This is a genomic window from Alloalcanivorax sp. C16-2 (genome assembly GCF_046507615.1).
Taxonomy (GTDB): Bacteria; Pseudomonadota; Gammaproteobacteria; order Pseudomonadales; family Alcanivoracaceae; genus Alloalcanivorax; species Alloalcanivorax marinus_A.
This window is the reverse complement of record NZ_JBKFTL010000002.1, coordinates 544195-561298: the sequence shown is the minus strand read 5'-3', so window position 1 is coordinate 561298 and position 17104 is coordinate 544195. Positions and strand designations below refer to the sequence as shown.

Genomic DNA, 17104 nt, shown 5'->3' with positions numbered 1-17104 from the left:
ACGTATGACGAAAGACGCGTTCGATCTGGTCATTGGTCTCGGGGTAACCGGGCGCTCCGTGATCCGTTATCTGACGGATCAGGGCATGCCCGTGCGCGCCCTGGACACCCGGGAAGCTACCGCCGGGCTGGATGAACTGCGCGCCGAATATCCCAAGCTCAAAATCCACACCGGAGGTTTCAAGAACGGCTGGATGAAGCGGGCCCGGCGGCTGATCGTCAGCCCCGGCGTGGCGGTCTCCACGCCGGCCATCGCCGAGCAGGCCGCCGAGGGCAAGGAAGTGATCGGCGACATCGAACTGTTCGCCCGCGCCGCCAGTCGACCGCTGGTGGCGATCACCGGTTCCAACGCCAAGAGCACCGTGGTTACGCTGCTGGGCGAAGTGGCGCGGGCCTGCGACGCGCGCCCGGGCGTGGGAGGCAATCTGGGTGTGCCGGCCCTGGACCTGCTACGCGAGGAGGCGGGGTTGTTCGTGTTGGAACTGTCCAGCTTCCAGCTTGAGACCACCTACAGCCTCAACGCCCAGGTGGCCAGCATTCTCAATGTGTCCCAGGACCACCTGGACCGCTACGCCGGGTTTGGCGATTACCTGGCCGCCAAGCAACGTATTTACGACGGCTGCCAGGTGGCGGTGTGGAACCGTGATGACCTGGCCACCCGGCCGCAGAACCCGGCGCCCCGGGAGGTGACCTTTGGCAGTCACCCCGAGGCGCATTACCGTCTGGACACCGAGCAGCAGGCGCTGACCCGCCAGGGCGAGGTACTGGTGCGCCTGAACGAACTGGCGCTTACCGGCCACCACAACGCCATGAACGTGCTGGCGGTGCTGGCGATGAGCGATGCGCTGGGTTTCCCCCGCGACCTGACGCTGGCCACGGTGAAATCGTTCCAGGGCCTGCCGCACCGCTGTCAGCAGGTGGCGGAGGCCGGTGAGGTGCGCTGGATCAACGATTCCAAGGCCACCAATGTGGGTGCCACGCTGGCCGCGCTCACCGGCATTGGCGAGGCGGTTCCGGGCAAGGTGATCCTGATCGCCGGCGGTCAGGGCAAGGGGCAGGATTTCTCGCCCCTGGGCGAGCCGGCTCGCCAGTACCTGCGTGCCGCGCTGCTGCTTGGCCAGGACGCGGATAAGGTCGCCGACGGCCTGTCCGGGGTGCCCTGCGAGCGGGTGGCGGACATGGTCGCCGCCGTGGAGCGGGCCCGCAAGCTGGCCCAGCCCGGTGATGCGGTGCTGCTGTCGCCGGCCTGCGCCTCCTTCGATCTGTACAGCGGCTACGTGGCTCGTGGCGATCACTTCGCCGACCTGGCCAGGGAGGTGACCGGTGGCTAACCCCCTGATGTCTCTGCGTCAGCCCGGCCTGGACCGCCCCCTGCTGTGGACGGTGGCGCTGCTGTCACTGGCCGGCCTGGTGATCGTCACCTCGGCGTCGTTGCAGATCGCCGAGACGCGCCTGGGTAACCCTTTCTACTATGGCGTGCGCCATGGTCTTTATCTGCTGGCCAGCGTCGGCGTGGGCCTGTTCGTGTACTGCTGCGTGCCGTTGGCGCTGTTGGAAAAAATGCGCTTCGTCACTCTGCCGGTGGCGATGGTGGCCCTGGTGCTGGTGTTCGTGCCCGGCCTGGGTCGGGAAGTGAACGGCTCCACCCGCTGGATCGCCCTGCCGGGGCTCACCATCCAGGCCTCGGAAGTGGTCAAGCTGTGCTTCGTGCTCTACCTGGCCGGCTATATCGCTCAGCACAAGGCCGCTCTGGAGAAAAACTGGAAGGCGTTTCTGATTCCGCTCGGCGTGCTTGGCGTGCTGACCTTCATGTTGCTGTTGCAACCGGACTTCGGTGCCGTGGTGGTGTTGGGCATTACCGCCATGGGCATGTTGTTCCTGGCCGGCGTGCCGACCCTGCGATTCCTGCTGATTGGTCTGGTGGCCGTGTCCTTGGCGGCGGTGGTGGCCCTGGCCGAACCTTACCGGGTGGCGCGGTTGATGAGTTTCACCGACCCCTGGGCCGACCAGTACGGCGCTGGCTACCAGCTCACCCAGAGCCTGATCGCCTTCGGTCGCGGCCATTTCCTGGGCGTGGGGCTGGGCAACAGTGTGCAGAAACTTTTCTACCTGCCCGAAGCGCATACCGACTTCGTATTCGCGGTGCTGGCCGAGGAATGGGGCCTGATCGGCGTGCTGGCCATGCTGGGCGGCTTCGCGGTATTGGGCTGGCGGGTGTTTCTGATCGGCCGTGGCCTGGAGGAGCGGGGTTTCCTGTATCACGCCTATCTGGTGTACGGCTGCGCGTTGGTGTTCTGCGCTCAGGCTTTCATCAACGTGGGCGTGAACATGGGGGTGCTGCCCACCAAGGGGCTGACCCTGCCGTTCGTCAGCTACGGCGGCTCATCCCTGCTGATCTCGGCGGCCATGATCGGGCTGGTGCTGCGCGCCGGCGCCGAGCAAACCCGCCTCAAGGCCAGGGGGAGGGCGAAATCATGACCGGGACGGTTCTGATCATGGCCGGCGGCACCGGCGGCCACGTGTTCCCCGCGCTGGCGGTGGCCCGCGAACTGGCCGATGCCGGTTACCGCATTCTCTGGCTGGGCGCTGAAGGCGGCATGGAGACCCGGCTGGTGCCCAAGCACGGTTTCGAAGTGGCCACCCTGGGGGTGGGACGGCTGCGTGGCGGCGGGCTCAAGCGCAAGGTGCTCGGCCCACTGCAGCTGTTGCGTGCGCTGTGGCAGGCACGGCGCCTGATTCGTCGGGTGAAGCCGGTGCTGGCGGTGGGCTTTGGCGGTTTCGTCAGCGCCCCGGGCGGCCTGGCCGCGCGGCTTGCCGGCGTGCCCCTGGTGATCCACGAACAGAACGCCGTGCCCGGCCTCACCAACCGCATGCTGGCGCGCTTTGCCCAGGAGGCCCTGGAGGGCTTCGAGGGTGCCTTGGTGGGTGGCGTCTGGGTGGGCAACCCGGTGCGCGCGGAAATCGCTGGTCTGCCGTCGCCTGACGAACGCTACGAACAGCGCCGGGGCCCTCTGAGGGTGCTGGTGCTGGGTGGCAGTCAGGGCGCGCTGGCGCTCAACCAGGATCTGCCGGAGTTGCTGATGGCGGCGTTGGGCAGCCATCTGGAAGTGCGCCACCAGTGCGGCGCCGGTCGCGAGGAAGAGGCGGCGCCGGTGTACAAGGCGCTGGGACTGAATGCACGGGTCAGCGAATTCATCGACGACATGGCCGAGGCCTACGCCTGGGCGGATCTGGTGGTATGCCGGGCCGGTGCCCTGACCGTGGCGGAGGTGGCCGCCGCCGGAGTGGCGGCCCTGTTCGTGCCCTTGCCGACCGCGGTGGATGACCACCAGACGCTGAATGCGCGCTGGCTGGTGGATCGCGGCGCGGCCTTGATGATGGCCCAGCGCGACATGAACGCCGGTGCCCTGGCGCGCAGCCTGGCCGGCATGACGGAACGGGACGCCCTGGCGCAGATCGCGCGCCGCGCCCGCCAACTGGCGGTGCCGGACAGCGCCGCGCGGGTGGCGAAACTGTGTGAGGAGGTGGCCCATGGCGATTAAACATACCGTGCCGGAGATGCGCCGCATCCGTGGTATCCACTTCGTGGGTATCGGCGGCGCCGGCATGTGCGGCATCGCCGAGGTGCTGGCCAACCAGGGCTATGCGGTAAGTGGCAGTGATATCAAGGAATCACCGGTGGTGGCTCGCCTGCGCGAACTGGGCGTGCGGGTGGATATTGGTCATCGCGCGGAGAACATCGAGGATGCCGACGTGGTGGTGACCTCCACGGCGGTGAATACCGACAACGTGGAAGTGGCCGCCGCCCACGAGCGCCGGGTGCCGGTGGTGCCGCGGGCGGAAATGCTCGCCGAGCTGATGCGCTTCCGTCATGGCATCGCCGTGGCCGGAACCCATGGCAAGACCACCACCACCTCCATGGTGGCGTCGATTCTGGCGGAAGCCGGGCTGGACCCGACCTTCGTGATTGGCGGTCGCCTCAACAGCGCCGGTGCCAATGCGCGCCTGGGGCAGAGCCGTTACCTGGTGGCCGAGGCGGATGAATCCGATGCCAGTTTCCTGCATCTGCAGCCGATGAGCGCCATCGTTACCAACATCGACGCCGACCACATGCATACCTATGGCGGTGATTTCGCGCAGTTGGAAAACACCTTCATCGAGTTCCTCCACAACCTGCCTTTCTATGGCGTGGCGGTGATGTGCGTGGACGATCCGGTGGTGCGTAAGTTGCTGCCCCGGGTCAATCGCCAGGTGATTCGATACGGTTTTAGCGACGATGCCGACCTGCGCGCCGAGAACCTCACCCAGGACGGCATGAGCACCACCTTCCGGGTAGTGCGTACCGAGGGCGAACCGTTGCAGATCACCCTCAACATGCCCGGTCGCCACAACGTGCTCAATGCCCTGGCGGCAATCGCCGTGGCCGCCGACGAAGGCGCCGACGACGATGCCATCGTGCGCGGGCTGAGTGGCTTTGGTGGTGTCGGCCGGCGCTTCGACGTGCTTGGTGAATACCCCTGCGCCGACGGCGGCAGCGCCACCCTGGTGGACGACTACGGTCATCATCCCCGCGAGGTGGCGGCGACCATCGCCGCGATCCGCGAGGGCTGGCCAGAGCGGCGGTTGGTGATGCTGTTCCAACCGCACCGTTACACCCGTACCCGGGATCTCTACGAGGATTTCGTCGATGTGCTCGGGGATGTGGATCAATTGCTGATGCTGGAGGTCTATGGGGCCGGCGAAGCGCCGATCCCCGGTGCCGACAGCCGCGCGCTGATGCGCAGCCTGCGCCAGCGGGCCCGGGTCGAGCCGGTGTATGTGGACGATCCCGCCAAGCTGCCGGGTTTGCTGGATACCATTCTTCGCGACGGTGATCTGCTGGTGACCCAGGGCGCCGGCAACGTGGGTGCCATCGCCCGGGAACTGGCGGAACAGGTGAAAGGGCAAGTGAAAGGAGAACCGGACCGTGGTTAATCGCCTGGACAACGCAATGAAGCAGCGTCTGGCCCGTATCGGTCGGGTGGCGGTGTTGGCCGGCGGCGATTCCGCCGAGCGCTCGGTATCGCTGAAGAGCGGCGCCGCGGTGCACCAGGCGTTGCGCCAGTTGGGCCTGATCGCCGAGCTGGTGGACCCGGCGGACACCGGCGTCGCCACCCTCAAGGGGTTCGACGTGGCCTTTGTCGCCCTGCATGGCCGTGGCGGCGAGGATGGCGTGATCCAGGGCGTGCTCGATCATCTGGCCGTGCCGTACACCGGCTCCGGGGTCATGGCCTCGGCGATCGGCATGGACAAGGTGCGTACCAAGCAGCTTTGGAAAGGCGCCGGTCTGCCGACCCCGGATTTTTACGTGGACGGTGTGTCCGAGGCGCCGGCGGCGATGGGTTTCCCGCGCATGGTGAAGCCCTCCCACGAGGGTTCCTCCATCGGCATGGCCAAGGTGGACAACGAGACGGAACTGGCCGCCGCCCTGGCTGAAGCACGCCGCTATGACAGCGAAGTACTGGTGGAAGCCTGGGTTAACGGCCCGGAATACACGGTGGCGGTGGTCGGCGATCAGGCGCTGCCCGCGATCCGGTTGCGCACGCCCCATGCCTTTTATGACTTCGAGGCCAAATACCAGTCCGACACCACCGAGTATCTGTGCCCGGCGGGCCTGGATGACGCTGATGAGCAGGCCTTGCGCGAGCTGTCGTTGCGCGCCTTCCGGGTAGTGGGCTGCCAGGGCTGGGGCCGGGTCGACGTGATGCGCGACGAGCAGGGCCGCTGGCAGCTGCTGGAAGTGAACACCGTGCCCGGCATGACCGATCACAGCCTGGTGCCGATGGCCGCCAAGGCCGCCGGTGACGACTTCGCCACCCTGGTGGCGCGCATCCTTCTGGAGGCGGTGGACCGGTTCGCCGCCGACCGTGACAGGGAGCAACGGACGTGACACGCCAACACGCCGCCAAGCGCCCGGTGACCAAGCGGGGCGCGCGCAACACGGTACCGCAGCGCGGTGCCCGCCGCCGCGTCGCCAAACCGCAGCGTGCGCCGCTGCGCGAGCGGCTGGCGGCGGCGCTGCCCGGGGTGCTGGCGTCACTGGTGGCGGCGGTGCTGGTGGCCGGGGTGATCTGGCTGCCCCGGGTGCTGGATCACTATCCGATCCGCAAAGTGGGCGTGGATGGCGTTACCGATGTGCGCCGGCAGCAGCAGGTGCAAACCGCCCTGGCGGCTCTGGTGCGCGACGCCAACTATTTTTCGGCGCCGCTGGAAGATATCTACCAGCGCGCGGCCAGTCTGAGCTGGGTGTCCGATGTGTCGGTGCGCCGGCAGTGGCCGGACACGGTCAAACTGGTGATCACCGAGCGTGAGCCGGTGGCGGTGTGGAACGACACCGTGCTGGTGTCGCGTAACGGCGAGCCGTTCAAGGCGCTGAAACAGTACGACCTGACCGGTCTGCCGCGACTCAACGGGCCGGACCAGCGGCTGGAGGCGGTGATGGGCTTCTACCACAGCATGAGCAAGCTGTTGCGGGAGGTAGGGTTGGGCATCGAGCGGATGGAAGTGAACGCGCGGCTCACCGCCCGGCTGACCCTGGACAACCAGATGCAGGTGGTGGTGGACCGGGAAAATTACGTGGGTAAGTTACGCCGCTTCACGCGGCTCTACCGTGGCGTGCTGAGCAGCGACAGTCGCGGAGTGGCCCGGGTCGACCTGCGCTATGCCGATGGCATCGCGGTGACCTGGCGGGATCAAAAGGCATGAGCAAACAGAGGACGTACCTCTAATGGCGAACGCAGTGGACAACATGATCGTGGGCCTCGACATCGGCACCTCCAAGGTGGTGGCCATCGTCGGCCAGGTCACCGAGGAGGGCACCGTGGAGGTGGTGGGCCTCGGCTCCCAGCCGTCGCGGGGGATGAAGAAGGGCGTGGTGGTGGACATCGAGGCCACCGTGCGCTCGATCCAGCGTGCCGTGGAAGAAGCGGAGCTGATGGCCGGCTGCCAGATCCATTCGGTGTACGCGGGCATCGCCGGCTCCCATGTGCGCAGCCTCAATTCCCACGGCATCGTGGCGATCCGCGACCGGGAAGTGACCCAGGCGGACATCGACCGGGTCATCGACGCGGCCCAGGCGGTGGCGATCCCGGCGGATCAGAAAACCCTGCACGTGCTGCCCCAGGAATACGTGGTGGACAATCAAGAGGGCGTGCGCGAGCCGGTGGGAATGAGCGGCGTGCGCCTGGAAGCCAAGGTGCACCTGGTGACCTGCGCGGTGAACGCCGCCCAGAACATCGAAAAGTGTGTGCGGCGCTGCGGCCTGGAGGTGGAGGACATCATCCTCGAACAGCTGGCCAGCGCCCATTCGGTATTGACCGAGGACGAGCGTGAGCTGGGTGTGTGCATCGTCGACATCGGCGGCGGCACCACCGACATCGCCATTTTCACCGAAGGGGCGATCCGCCACACGGCGAACATCCCGATCGCCGGCGACCAGGTCACCAACGACATCGCCATGGCGCTGCGCACCCCCAAGCAGCACGCCGATGAGATCAAGATCAAGTACGCCTGCGCGCTGACCCAACTGGCCGGCGCCGACGAGACCATCAAGGTGCCCAGTGTCGGTGACCGGCCGCCGCGCACCCTCAGCCGCCAGAACCTGGCCGAGGTGGTGGAGCCGCGCTACGACGAGCTGTTCACCCTGATTCAGGCGGAAATCCGCCGCTCCGGGTTCGAGGACATGATCCCCGGCGGCATCGTGCTCACCGGCGGCTCCTCGAAGATCGAGGGCGCGGTGGAACTGGCGGAAGAGATATTCCACATGCCGGTGCGGCTGGGTACGCCCCAGGGCGTGGCGGGCCTCACCGACGTGGTGCGCAACCCGATTTATTCCACCTCCGTGGGCCTGCTGCTGTACGGCCACCGGATGGAGAAGGAAGGACGCAGCCCGCGGGCCCAGGCCGGCGGCGGCGAAGTGAACTGGATGGAACGCTTCAAGAAGTGGTTCCAGGGCAATTTATGATGAAGACGCGGGCACGCAACACGCCAGCACGCAACACGCTGAATCGGAGTGGTTTTCGCGTGTTGCGTGGAGCATGCAAGCGTGCAAGCGGCTTAGAGGTTTCAAACCCGTCCGGGTGGTCCGGTCGGGATTGGAAAAAGCAGTAAACAGGGAAGCATTAACGGGAGATCAACCATGCAATTCAAACTTGAAGATTCCGTACCCCATGGCGCGGTGATCAAAGTAGTGGGTGTCGGTGGTGGTGGCGGTAACGCCGTGGACCACATGGTGCGCTCAAACGTGGAAGGCGTGGATTTCATCTGCGCCAATACCGACGCGCAGGCTTTGCGCAACTCCTCGGCCAAGACCGTGATCCAGCTCGGCAGCCAGGTCACCAAGGGCCTGGGTGCCGGCGCCAACCCGGACATCGGTCGGCAATCCGCTCTGGAAGACCGTGAGCGCATCGCCGAGCTGCTGGACGGCGCCGACATGGTGTTCGTCACCGCCGGCATGGGTGGCGGCACCGGTACCGGCGCGGCGCCGGTGGTGGCCGAGATTGCCAAGGAACTGGGTATCCTCACCGTGGCGGTGGTTACCAAGCCGTTCCCGTTCGAGGGCAAAAAGCGCATGCGCTCCGCCCAGGAAGGCATCGAGGCGCTCAAGGAGCACGTTCACTCCCTGATCACCATTCCCAATGAGAAGCTGCAGTCGGTGCTGGGCGGCTCCACCACCCTGCTGGACGCCTTCAAGGCGGCCAACGAGGTGCTGCAGGGCGCGGTCAAGGGCATTGCCGACCTGATCGTGCGTCCCGGGATGATCAACGTGGACTTCGCCGACGTGCGCACCGTGATGAGCGAGCTGGGCACCGCGATGATGGGCACCGGCGTGGCCAGCGGCGACAATCGTGCCGCCGAGGCGGCCCAGGCGGCGATTTCCAGCCCGTTGCTGGAGGACGTGGACCTGCGCGGCGCCCGTGGCATCCTGATCAACATCACCGCCAACGAGTCCATCGCCCTGGACGAATTCTCCGAGGTGGGTGATATCGTCAGCGAGCTGGCCAGCGAGGACGCCAACGTGATCATCGGCACGGCCATCGATCCGGATATGGGTGACAATATCAGCGTGACCGTGGTCGCCACCGGGCTGGGCGCCGCCCAACAGGAACTGAAGGTGGTGCGTGGGCGTCAAACCCCCGTCGGCGCTGACGGTCGGGTGGATTACAATGACCTGGACCGCCCCGCCGTGGAGCGTAAACGCGCCCAGCAGCAGGCCGCGGGTGGCGGTCGGCAGGCGGTGAACACCGCGGAAGACCTCGATTTTATCGATATTCCGACCTTCCTCCGCCGTCAGGCTGACTGACGGCGGCGGATACGTGGTGCGAAAAGGGGATTTTTGCTATCATCGCCCCCTTATTTCGCGTTGAGGATGGACGTATCCTCGCGGATACCGGCAATTTTGTGACGGATCAATGATCAGACAACGAACCCTCAAGAACGTCATCCGCGCCACCGGCGTGGGTTTGCACACCGGTGAAAAAGTCTATCTCACGGTGCGTCCGGCACCGGCGGACACGGGCATCGTGTTCCGGCGGGTGGACCTGGATCCGGTGGTGGAGATTTCCACCGGCGCCGAGAACGTGGGCGAGACCACCCTGTCCACCACCCTGGTGAAGGATGGCGTCAAGGTGGGGACCGTCGAGCATCTGCTCTCGGCCATGGCCGGTCTGGGGATCGATAACGCCTACGTGGAGTTGTCGGCGCCGGAAGTGCCGATCATGGACGGCAGCGCCGGTCCCTTCGTGTTCCTGTTGCAGTCCGCGGGTATTCGGGAGCAGGAAGCCGCCAAGAAGTTCGTGCGGATCAAGAAGGAAGTCACCGTTCGCGAGGGCGACAAGGTGGCCACCTTCGTACCGTTCGACGGCTTCAAGGTGACGTTCTCCATCGAATTCGACCACCCGGTGTTCGAAGAGCGCAACCAACTGGCCAGCATCGATTTTTCCTCCACGTCCTTCGTGAAGGAAGTGGCGCGGGCCCGGACCTTCGGGTTCATGCGCGACATCGAGTTCCTGCGCAGCCAGAATCTGGCGCTCGGCGGCAGCGTGGATAACGCTATCGTGGTGGACGAGTTCCGTATCCTCAACGAGGACGGGCTTCGCTATGACGACGAATTCGTCAAGCACAAGATGCTGGACGCCATCGGCGACCTGTATCAGCTTGGCCACAGCCTGATTGGCGAATTCGTGGGCCATAAATCGGGCCATGCCCTGAATAACGCCCTGCTGCGTGAGTTGCTCAAGCAGGAGGACGCCTGGGAACTGGTCACGTTCGAGGACGCGGATACCGCGCCGATCTCCTACGTGAAACCGATCATGGCCGCGGAGTAACCGCGCCACTTGTATCGCCGCGATGGATCGCGGTGGATGCCTCCCTGTGCGCCCCGGTCGTCTCCCGCGACCGGGGCGCTCTCGTTTACGGCGGTGCGGTTCACCGCGGGAGCGGCTTCAGCCGCGATCAGCCCGCCCGGCCAGCCGCCGCAGCGCCGCCGCCAGATCCGCGTCCTCTATATAGTCCGCGGCCTGACGCAGATGCGCGGCGCTGCTGGCATCCAGCACCGGCCCCGCGTCGGCCTGGGCCGGCTTCGAGGTCGCGATACCCACCTCCCTCTTACCGGTGACCACGATCTTCAAATCACCGCCCGGTGGCAGGGCCCGTCGCAGGCGGGGCAGGTGAAAGCGCAGCAGCTGGGCGGTGGCGCTGGTTTCCACCAGGGCCAGCCAGCGATGTTCGGCCTCCACCAGGCGTACCCTGTCGCGCAGGGCCGGTGGCAGGCAGTCACGAGGGTCCTCGGCGGGTGCCGGACCATTGGCGCGGGCTGCCCGCGCCAAGCGCGCCAATCCCGGCGTGGCGCGGATCAGGCCCTGGAGTTCATCGGGCAGGGTTTTCTTGCTCATGCCAAATCCTTACGCTACCCTGCGATTGTAAAAATATTTTAAGGAACCCTTGATCAATCCGTAAAAGCCCGCTTACACGCGGAGCCCGGGGCCTTTTGCGACCCGGATTATCGGACGTCCTTATCACCATGAACATCATATTGTTGAACAGCAAGCGGGGCCACTCCCGCACCTTTTCGCTGCCGCGCTTCCTGCCGCTGATCGCGCTGGGCGTGCTGGTGGCGTTGCCGGTGCTGGTGGGCGTGGGGGCCTACTGGATCAGCTACCGTGTGGCGCCGCCGTCCTACACCGACGCCGTCGCGGAACGCTTTCAGGACAATCTGCGGGTTCAGGCCGACGAAGTGGCCGAGCTCAAACGCCTCAGCGAGGAACAGATTCGCGCCCTGACCCTGAAGCTGGCGGACGCCCAGGCCCGGCTTACCCGACTTGATGCCCTGGGGGAGCGGCTGGTGGATGTGGCCGGCATCGACAGCGATGAATTTGATTTCGGCGCCGATCTGGCCGTGGGTGGCCCGGAACCGGCGGAGAGTAGTGCCTTCACGCCGCCGTCCTTCATGGCCGAGCTGGAGTCTCTCACCACCACCCTGGAACGCCGCGAGCAGCAGTTGAACATTCTCGAGAACCTGCTTGCCAACCGTCATCTGCAGAATGAGACCTTCCTGGCTGGTCGCCCCATCGCGCAGGGCTGGATGTCCAGCCGCTTCGGTCGTCGCACGGACCCGTTCAGCGGCAAGCTGGCCTGGCACGAGGGCGTGGATTTCGCCGGCAAGGACGGTTCCGACATCGTCGCCACCGCCGCCGGTGTGGTGACCTACGCCGGCAAACGAACCGGCTATGGTCGTCTGGTGGAGATCAATCACGGCAACGGCATCAGTACCCGCTACGGCCATGCCAAGGAAGTACTGGTGGAGGTGGGGGATATCGTGCGCACCGGCGACGTGGTCGCCAAAATGGGGTCCAGCGGCCGCTCCACCGGCCCACACGTGCATTACGAAGTGCTCAAGAACGGCCGTCAGGTCAATCCGCACCCCTATATCTACCGCGCCCGCCGCTGATGGGGGAGCGGGTTGATCGCGGCTGAAGCCGCTCATACCGCATCCTGAGCACCGTAGGAGCGGCTTCAGCCGCGATTCCCGGCCCTTGAATAGTCGCCCCCCGCACCTTATCTCCCTGGTCTATTGTGTTTAGAATGGCATCCTTTCGCCCCACCCATTGATCGGAAACGGACGTTTCATGCTGGCTACCATCGTCAAGAAAGTCTTCGGGACCAAGAATGACCGCGAGCTCAAGCGAATCAGCCGCCTGGTGGCGTCGGTGAACGCCCACGGCGACGAAATGGCGCAACTGGACGATGCGGCGCTCCAGGCCAAGACCGCCGAGTTCAGAGCCGCCTACGCCGACGGCAAGACGCTGGACGAGTTGCTGCCCCAGGCCTTCGCCGTGGCGCGGGAAGCGGCCACGCGGGTGATGGGCATGCGACACTTCGATGTCCAGTTGATGGGGGGGATCGCGTTGCATGAGGGGCGCATCGCCGAGATGCGCACCGGCGAGGGCAAGACCCTGACCGCCACCCTGCCCACCTACCTGAACGCGCTCACCGGCAAGGGTGTGCACGTGGTGACGGTGAATGACTATCTGGCCGAGCGTGACGCCAACTGGATGCGCCCGTTGTATGAGTTCCTGGGCCTGAGCGTGGGGGTGATCTTCTCCCAACAGCCCCAGGAGCAGAAACGCGAGGCCTATGGCTGCGACGTCACCTACGGCACCAACAACGAATTCGGTTTTGACTACCTGCGCGACAACATGGCCTTCCGGCTGGAAGACCGGGTGCAGCGTCCGCTTTACTTCGCCATTGTCGACGAGGTCGACTCAATCCTGATCGACGAGGCGCGCACGCCTCTGATCATCTCGGGGCCGGCGGCGGATTCCTCCGAGCTGTACAAGCAGATGAACGTGCTGATCCCGAAACTCAAGGCGCAGACCGAAGAGGATGAGGGCCACTATTTCATCGACGAGAAGCAGCGTCAGGTGGAGCTCACCGAGGAAGGCCACCAGTTGATCGAATCGCTGCTGGTGGACAATAAGCTGCTGGAGGAGGGCGAGAGCCTTTACGCCGCCCACAATCTGAATCTGCTGCACCACGTGCACGCCGCGCTCAAGGCCCACGCCCTGTTCCATAAGGATCGTGAGTACGTGGTGCAGAACGGGCAGATCGTGATCGTTGACGAGCACACTGGCCGCACCATGCCGGGCCGGCGCTGGTCCGAGGGTATCCACCAGGCGGTGGAAGCCAAGGAAGGGGTGCGCATCCAGCAGGAGAACCAGACCCTGGCCTCCACCACCTTCCAGAACTATTTCCGTCTTTACGAGAAACTGGCCGGCATGACCGGTACCGCCGACACCGAGGCGGTGGAGTTCCGGCAGATTTACGGCATGGACGTGGTGGTTATTCCCACCAACCGGCCCATGGTCCGCAAGGATGCCAACGATCTGGTCTACCTGACCCTGCAGGAGAAGTTCGACGCCATCGTCGAGGCAATCCGCGACTGCGTGGAGCGGGGTGCCCCGGTACTGGTGGGGACCGCCACCATCGAAGCATCCGAATACCTGGCGCAGCGGCTCATCAAGGACAAGATCAAACACCAGGTGCTGAACGCCAAGCAGCACCAGCGGGAGGCGCAGATCATCGCCCAGGCGGGTCGCCCCGGGACCGTGACCATCGCCACCAACATGGCGGGCCGCGGTACCGACATCATGCTCGGCGGCAACCCCGAGGAAGAGATCAAGCACATGGAGGAGCCTTCCGAGGAGCTGGCGGAAAAGATCCGCTCCGAGTGGGAGGAGAACCACAAGAAGGTGCTGGAGGCCGGCGGCCTGCACATCATTGGCACCGAGCGCCACGAATCCCGCCGCATCGACAACCAGTTGCGAGGCCGTGCCGGTCGTCAGGGCGACCCGGGCTACACCCGTTTCTTCCTGTCCATGGAAGATGATCTGATGCGCATCTTCGCTTCCGACCGGGTGCGCAACATGATGCGCTCCCTCGGGCTCAAGGATGGTGAAGCCATCGAGCACCGCTGGGTAACCCGCGCGATCGAAAACGCCCAGCGCAAGGTGGAAGCCCGCAACTTCGATATCCGTAAGAATCTGCTCGAATACGACAATGTCGCCAACGATCAGCGCAAGGTGGTTTATAGCCAGCGCGAGCAGATTCTGGAAAGCGAGGATCTGTCCTCTTCCGTGGAAAGCATCCGTCGCGACGTGATTCCCGAGGTGGTACACAGCTACATGCCACCGGGTTCCGTGGAAGACCAGTGGGACGTGGAGGGCCTGGAAAAGACCCTGTACGCGGAGTACGGCTGTGACGTGCCGCTGCGTCACTGGCTGGAGGACGATAAGAACCTGCACATCGAAGGCATTACCGAGCGTGTCATTGAGCGCATGGAGCAGCTCTACGAGGGTAAACGCGCCGAGATCGGTGAAGACACGCTGCGCCAGATCGAGAAGCATCTGATGCTGCAGATTCTCGACCGGCACTGGAAAGAACACCTGGCGAGCATGGATCACCTGCGGCAGGGCATCCACCTGCGTGGTTACGCGCAGAAGAACCCCAAACAGGAATACAAGAAGGAAGCCTTCGAGCTGTTCCAGACCATGCTTAACCAGATTCAGCATGAACTGATCCGTGTTCTGCACAGCTTCGAGGTACGCCGCGACGATGAGGTGGAACGTCTGGAGGCCCAGCGCCGCGAGGAAGCCCGCGAGCAGGCCGAGAAGATGAACGCCCGGCAGGAACAACTGGCGGCACCCACCGCCGACGAAAGCACCGGTGGCGCCGCGCCGCCTTCACGGCAGCCGGAGAAGCCGCGCACCGTGGTGCGTGAAGGCCGCAAGGTGGGCCGTAACGAGCCGTGTCCGTGCGGCTCCGGCAAGAAATACAAGCAGTGTTGCGGGAAGCTGGAATCCTGATCATGACGCAGACGCAGTGGTTTCCGGTGGCCGGCGTCAAGCTGGCCGCCGTCGAGGCGGGCATCAAGAAAGCCAATCGCAAGGACCTGGTGGTGGTCGAGGTGGCCGAAGGCGCCCGGGTGGCCGGGGTGTTCACCACCAACCGTTTCCAGGCCGCACCGGTGCGCGTGGCGCGTAGGAACCTGGCCGAGGCCGCGCCCCGCTATCTGATGATCAACACCGGCTACGCCAACGCCGGCACCGGTGACAAGGGTTTCGCTTACTGCGAGGAAACCTGCCTGCTGCTGTCGGAGCTGGCTCACTGCCCGCCGGCGGCGGTGCTGCCATTCTCCACCGGGGTAATTGGCCAGACCTTTCCCATGAAGCCGTTCGAGGAAGGGCTTCCCAAGGCCCTGGGCGCGCTTGACGAGCACGGCTGGGGCCGTGCCGCGGAAGGCATCATGACCACCGATACGGTGCCCAAGGTAGCCAGTCGACGCATCGAGCTGGGTGGCGACACCATCACCGTTACCGGCATGGCGAAGGGGGCCGGCATGATCAAGCCGAACATGGCCACCATGCTGGGCTTCATCGCCACCGACGCCAAGGTGGCCAAGCCGTTGCTGGACCAGTGGGTCAAGCAGTTGGCGGATGCCTCCTTCAACCGCATTACCGTGGACGGCGATACCTCCACCAATGACGCCTGCATGCTGATCGCCTCCGGCCAGGTGGGTGCGGAAATTGATGACGGTGACGACCGCCCGGCGGTGCTGCTTTACCAGGCACTGGAAGCGGTGTTCGTGGAATTGGCCCAGGCACTGATCCGCGACGCGGAAGGCGCCACCAAGTTCGTCTCCATCGAAGTATCCGGCGCGTGCAGCGACCAGGATGCCCAGCTCGTGGCGGAAACCATCGGCCACTCGCCGTTGGTGAAGACGGCCCTGTTCGCCTCCGACCCGAACTGGGGCCGTATCCTTGCCGCCGTGGGGCGTGCTCCCATTGAGCGTTTGGATGTGGAGAAAGTGGCGGTGTGGCTGGATGACGTGCAGATCGTCGCCGAGGGTGGTGTCGCCGACAGCTATACCGAAGAGCAGGGCGCGCGGGTCATGGCGCGGCCGGACATCACCATCCGCGTGGACCTGGGAGCCGGTGATGGCCGGGGCCAGGTGTGGACCTGCGATTTCAGCTACGACTATGTGAAGATCAACGCCGAATACCGGACCTGACGCGGATGTCGTCCCCCCTCGCCGAAATCGTCGTCGTCGCGGCGATCATCCCGGACGGCGACGACCGTCTCTGCCTCAGTCGCCGCCCGGAGCACAAGCACCAGGGTGGCCTCTGGGAATTCCCCGGCGGCAAGGTGGAGGCCGGCGAAGCCCTGGACCACGCCCTGGCCCGGGAGCTTCATGAGGAGCTGGGCCTGGACGGCGTCCGCTCGACGCCTTTTCTTACCGTCCGTCATCGCTACCCGGATCTGGCGGTGACCCTGCATTTCCGCGAAGTGACCGCTTACAGTGGTGTCGCTCACGGTCGCGAAGGCCAGCCCGTGGAGTGGGTGCCCCGAAGCGAGCTTTCCGCCCGTGCCTTCCCGGAGGCTAACCGACCGGTGGCGGTGGCGCTGCAATTACCAGCGGAGTGGGTAATTCCGCCGCAAGACCTGGACGAAGCCGATGTCATCGAGGGGCTGGCGCGTTTGGACCCGGCGCGCCAGGGCGTTTATCTGCGCGGCTGGAGTGACCGCCCGGCGGTGACCGCGGCCTGCCGCGCCCGGGGATTGCGGTTCTGGATTCGCGACGACGCCGGGGCGGCCCGTCGGGAAGGAGCGTTCGGACTTCATCTCAGTGGCGAGGGGCTGACGCGGGCGGAACGGGATGGGGCGCCGACCTTCGGCGGTCTGCTGTCGGTGGCCTGCCATGACGCCGCGCAAATCGAGCGGGCTATGGCCCTGGGAGCGGATATGGCCACCCTGTCGCCGGTGCGCGCCACGCCCACCCATCCGGAAGCGGCACCCCTGGGCTGGGAAGGCTTGGCCGATCTGATCGCGGGCAACCCGCTGGTGTTCTATGCCCTCGGCGGCGTCGGCCCGGGCGACCTGGCCACTGCCCGCGCCCATGGCGCTTACGGGGTGGCGGGTATTCGCGGCTTCTGGCCCGCTCCCACCGATCTGTAGGAGCGGTCGTTCGACCGCGATTACCGGAAACGCCGCATCGGGGTCGAACGACCCTC

Annotated in this window: 14 protein-coding genes; 13 read left to right on the top strand and 1 reads right to left on the bottom strand. The window is 65.4% G+C overall.

Annotated features, from left to right (window positions below; genetic code table 11):
• Positions 1 to 4 precede the first annotated feature (4 nt).
• The 9 genes from murD (at position 5) to lpxC (ending at position 10363) form a co-directional block, all read left to right on the top strand.
• Positions 5 to 1330: a UDP-N-acetylmuramoyl-L-alanine--D-glutamate ligase gene (gene murD, locus ACLD02_RS12820; RefSeq protein WP_410298866.1), complete on the top strand. Its 1326-nt coding sequence runs from the start codon at positions 5 to 7 to the stop codon at positions 1328 to 1330.
• 7 nt (positions 1331 to 1337) lie between these two features.
• The gene (gene ftsW, locus ACLD02_RS12815) at positions 1338 to 2477 is read left to right on the top strand and encodes a putative lipid II flippase FtsW (protein WP_203105382.1); all 1140 of its coding nucleotides are present in this window, start codon (positions 1338 to 1340) and stop codon (positions 2475 to 2477) included.
• The gene (gene murG, locus ACLD02_RS12810) at positions 2474 to 3541 is read left to right on the top strand and encodes an undecaprenyldiphospho-muramoylpentapeptide beta-N-acetylglucosaminyltransferase (RefSeq protein WP_203105213.1); all 1068 of its coding nucleotides are present in this window, start codon (positions 2474 to 2476) and stop codon (positions 3539 to 3541) included. The genes ftsW and murG overlap by 4 nt, the downstream gene beginning before the upstream one ends.
• Positions 3531 to 4973: a UDP-N-acetylmuramate--L-alanine ligase gene (murC, locus tag ACLD02_RS12805; RefSeq protein WP_203105212.1), complete on the top strand. Its 1443-nt coding sequence runs from the start codon at positions 3531 to 3533 to the stop codon at positions 4971 to 4973. Before murG ends, murC begins: the two co-directional genes overlap by 11 nt.
• A 16-nt stretch (positions 4974 to 4989) precedes the next feature.
• Complete coding sequence (locus tag ACLD02_RS12800; protein ID WP_410298865.1) at positions 4990 to 5928, top strand: D-alanine--D-alanine ligase; 939 nt, start codon at positions 4990 to 4992, stop codon at positions 5926 to 5928.
• Positions 5925 to 6743, top strand: a complete 819-nt coding sequence (locus tag ACLD02_RS12795) for a cell division protein FtsQ/DivIB (protein ID WP_338015229.1) — start codon at positions 5925 to 5927, stop codon at positions 6741 to 6743. Before ACLD02_RS12800 ends, ACLD02_RS12795 begins: the two co-directional genes overlap by 4 nt.
• Before the next feature lie 22 nt (positions 6744 to 6765).
• Complete coding sequence (gene ftsA / locus ACLD02_RS12790; protein ID WP_410298864.1) at positions 6766 to 8001, top strand: cell division protein FtsA; 1236 nt, start codon at positions 6766 to 6768, stop codon at positions 7999 to 8001.
• Positions 8002 to 8175: 174 nt separating this feature from the next.
• A complete protein-coding gene (gene ftsZ / locus ACLD02_RS12785) occupies positions 8176 to 9339 on the top strand; it encodes a cell division protein FtsZ (protein ID WP_203105210.1) in 1164 nt (387 codons plus the stop codon).
• 109 nt (positions 9340 to 9448) lie between these two features.
• Complete coding sequence (lpxC, locus tag ACLD02_RS12780; RefSeq protein WP_203105209.1) at positions 9449 to 10363, top strand: UDP-3-O-acyl-N-acetylglucosamine deacetylase; 915 nt, start codon at positions 9449 to 9451, stop codon at positions 10361 to 10363.
• A 117-nt stretch (positions 10364 to 10480) separates the two neighbouring features.
• Here lpxC and ACLD02_RS12775 read toward each other — a convergent pair whose 3' ends face one another.
• Complete coding sequence (locus ACLD02_RS12775) at positions 10481 to 10930, bottom strand: hypothetical protein (RefSeq protein WP_410298863.1); 450 nt, start codon at positions 10928 to 10930, stop codon at positions 10481 to 10483.
• Positions 10931 to 11058: 128 nt separating this feature from the next.
• On the opposite strand from ACLD02_RS12775, the gene ACLD02_RS12770 reads away from it, so the two are divergent.
• From ACLD02_RS12770 to ACLD02_RS12755, 4 genes are all read left to right on the top strand, one after another.
• Entirely contained in the window at positions 11059 to 11985 is a 927-nt protein-coding gene (locus ACLD02_RS12770) for a M23 family metallopeptidase (RefSeq protein WP_203105207.1), read from the top strand.
• A 178-nt stretch (positions 11986 to 12163) separates the two neighbouring features.
• The gene (gene secA, locus ACLD02_RS12765; RefSeq protein ID WP_410298862.1) at positions 12164 to 14899 is read left to right on the top strand and encodes a preprotein translocase subunit SecA; all 2736 of its coding nucleotides are present in this window, start codon (positions 12164 to 12166) and stop codon (positions 14897 to 14899) included.
• A gap of 2 nt (positions 14900 to 14901) precedes the next feature.
• Positions 14902 to 16104 carry a bifunctional glutamate N-acetyltransferase/amino-acid acetyltransferase ArgJ gene (gene argJ, locus ACLD02_RS12760; RefSeq protein WP_410298861.1) on the top strand — a complete coding sequence of 401 codons (1203 nt, stop codon included), beginning with the start codon at positions 14902 to 14904 and terminating at the stop codon, positions 16102 to 16104.
• Positions 16105 to 16109: 5 nt separating this feature from the next.
• Entirely contained in the window at positions 16110 to 17048 is a 939-nt protein-coding gene (locus ACLD02_RS12755; protein WP_203105204.1) for a Nudix family hydrolase, read from the top strand.
• Positions 17049 to 17104 lie beyond the last annotated feature (56 nt).

What these genes read in the sequence shown, in the direction of transcription:
- murD (WP_410298866.1), top strand. Translation starts at nt 5, where the DNA reads ATGACGAAAGACGCGTTCGATCTGGTCATTGGTCTCGGGGTAACCGGG.
- ftsW (WP_203105382.1), top strand. Translation starts at nt 1,338, where the DNA reads ATGTCTCTGCGTCAGCCCGGCCTGGACCGCCCCCTGCTGTGGACGGTG.
- murG (WP_203105213.1), top strand. Translation starts at nt 2,474, where the DNA reads ATGACCGGGACGGTTCTGATCATGGCCGGCGGCACCGGCGGCCACGTG.
- murC (WP_203105212.1), top strand. Translation starts at nt 3,531, where the DNA reads ATGGCGATTAAACATACCGTGCCGGAGATGCGCCGCATCCGTGGTATC.
- ACLD02_RS12800 (WP_410298865.1), top strand. Translation starts at nt 4,990, where the DNA reads ATGAAGCAGCGTCTGGCCCGTATCGGTCGGGTGGCGGTGTTGGCCGGC.
- ftsA (WP_410298864.1), top strand. Translation starts at nt 6,766, where the DNA reads ATGGCGAACGCAGTGGACAACATGATCGTGGGCCTCGACATCGGCACC.
- ftsZ (WP_203105210.1), top strand. Translation starts at nt 8,176, where the DNA reads ATGCAATTCAAACTTGAAGATTCCGTACCCCATGGCGCGGTGATCAAA.
- lpxC (WP_203105209.1), top strand. Translation starts at nt 9,449, where the DNA reads ATGATCAGACAACGAACCCTCAAGAACGTCATCCGCGCCACCGGCGTG.
- ACLD02_RS12775 (WP_410298863.1), bottom strand. Translation starts at nt 10,930, where the DNA reads ATGAGCAAGAAAACCCTGCCCGATGAACTCCAGGGCCTGATCCGCGCC.
- ACLD02_RS12770 (WP_203105207.1), top strand. Translation starts at nt 11,059, where the DNA reads ATGAACATCATATTGTTGAACAGCAAGCGGGGCCACTCCCGCACCTTT.
- secA (WP_410298862.1), top strand. Translation starts at nt 12,164, where the DNA reads ATGCTGGCTACCATCGTCAAGAAAGTCTTCGGGACCAAGAATGACCGC.
- argJ (WP_410298861.1), top strand. Translation starts at nt 14,902, where the DNA reads ATGACGCAGACGCAGTGGTTTCCGGTGGCCGGCGTCAAGCTGGCCGCC.
- ACLD02_RS12755 (WP_203105204.1), top strand. Translation starts at nt 16,110, where the DNA reads ATGTCGTCCCCCCTCGCCGAAATCGTCGTCGTCGCGGCGATCATCCCG.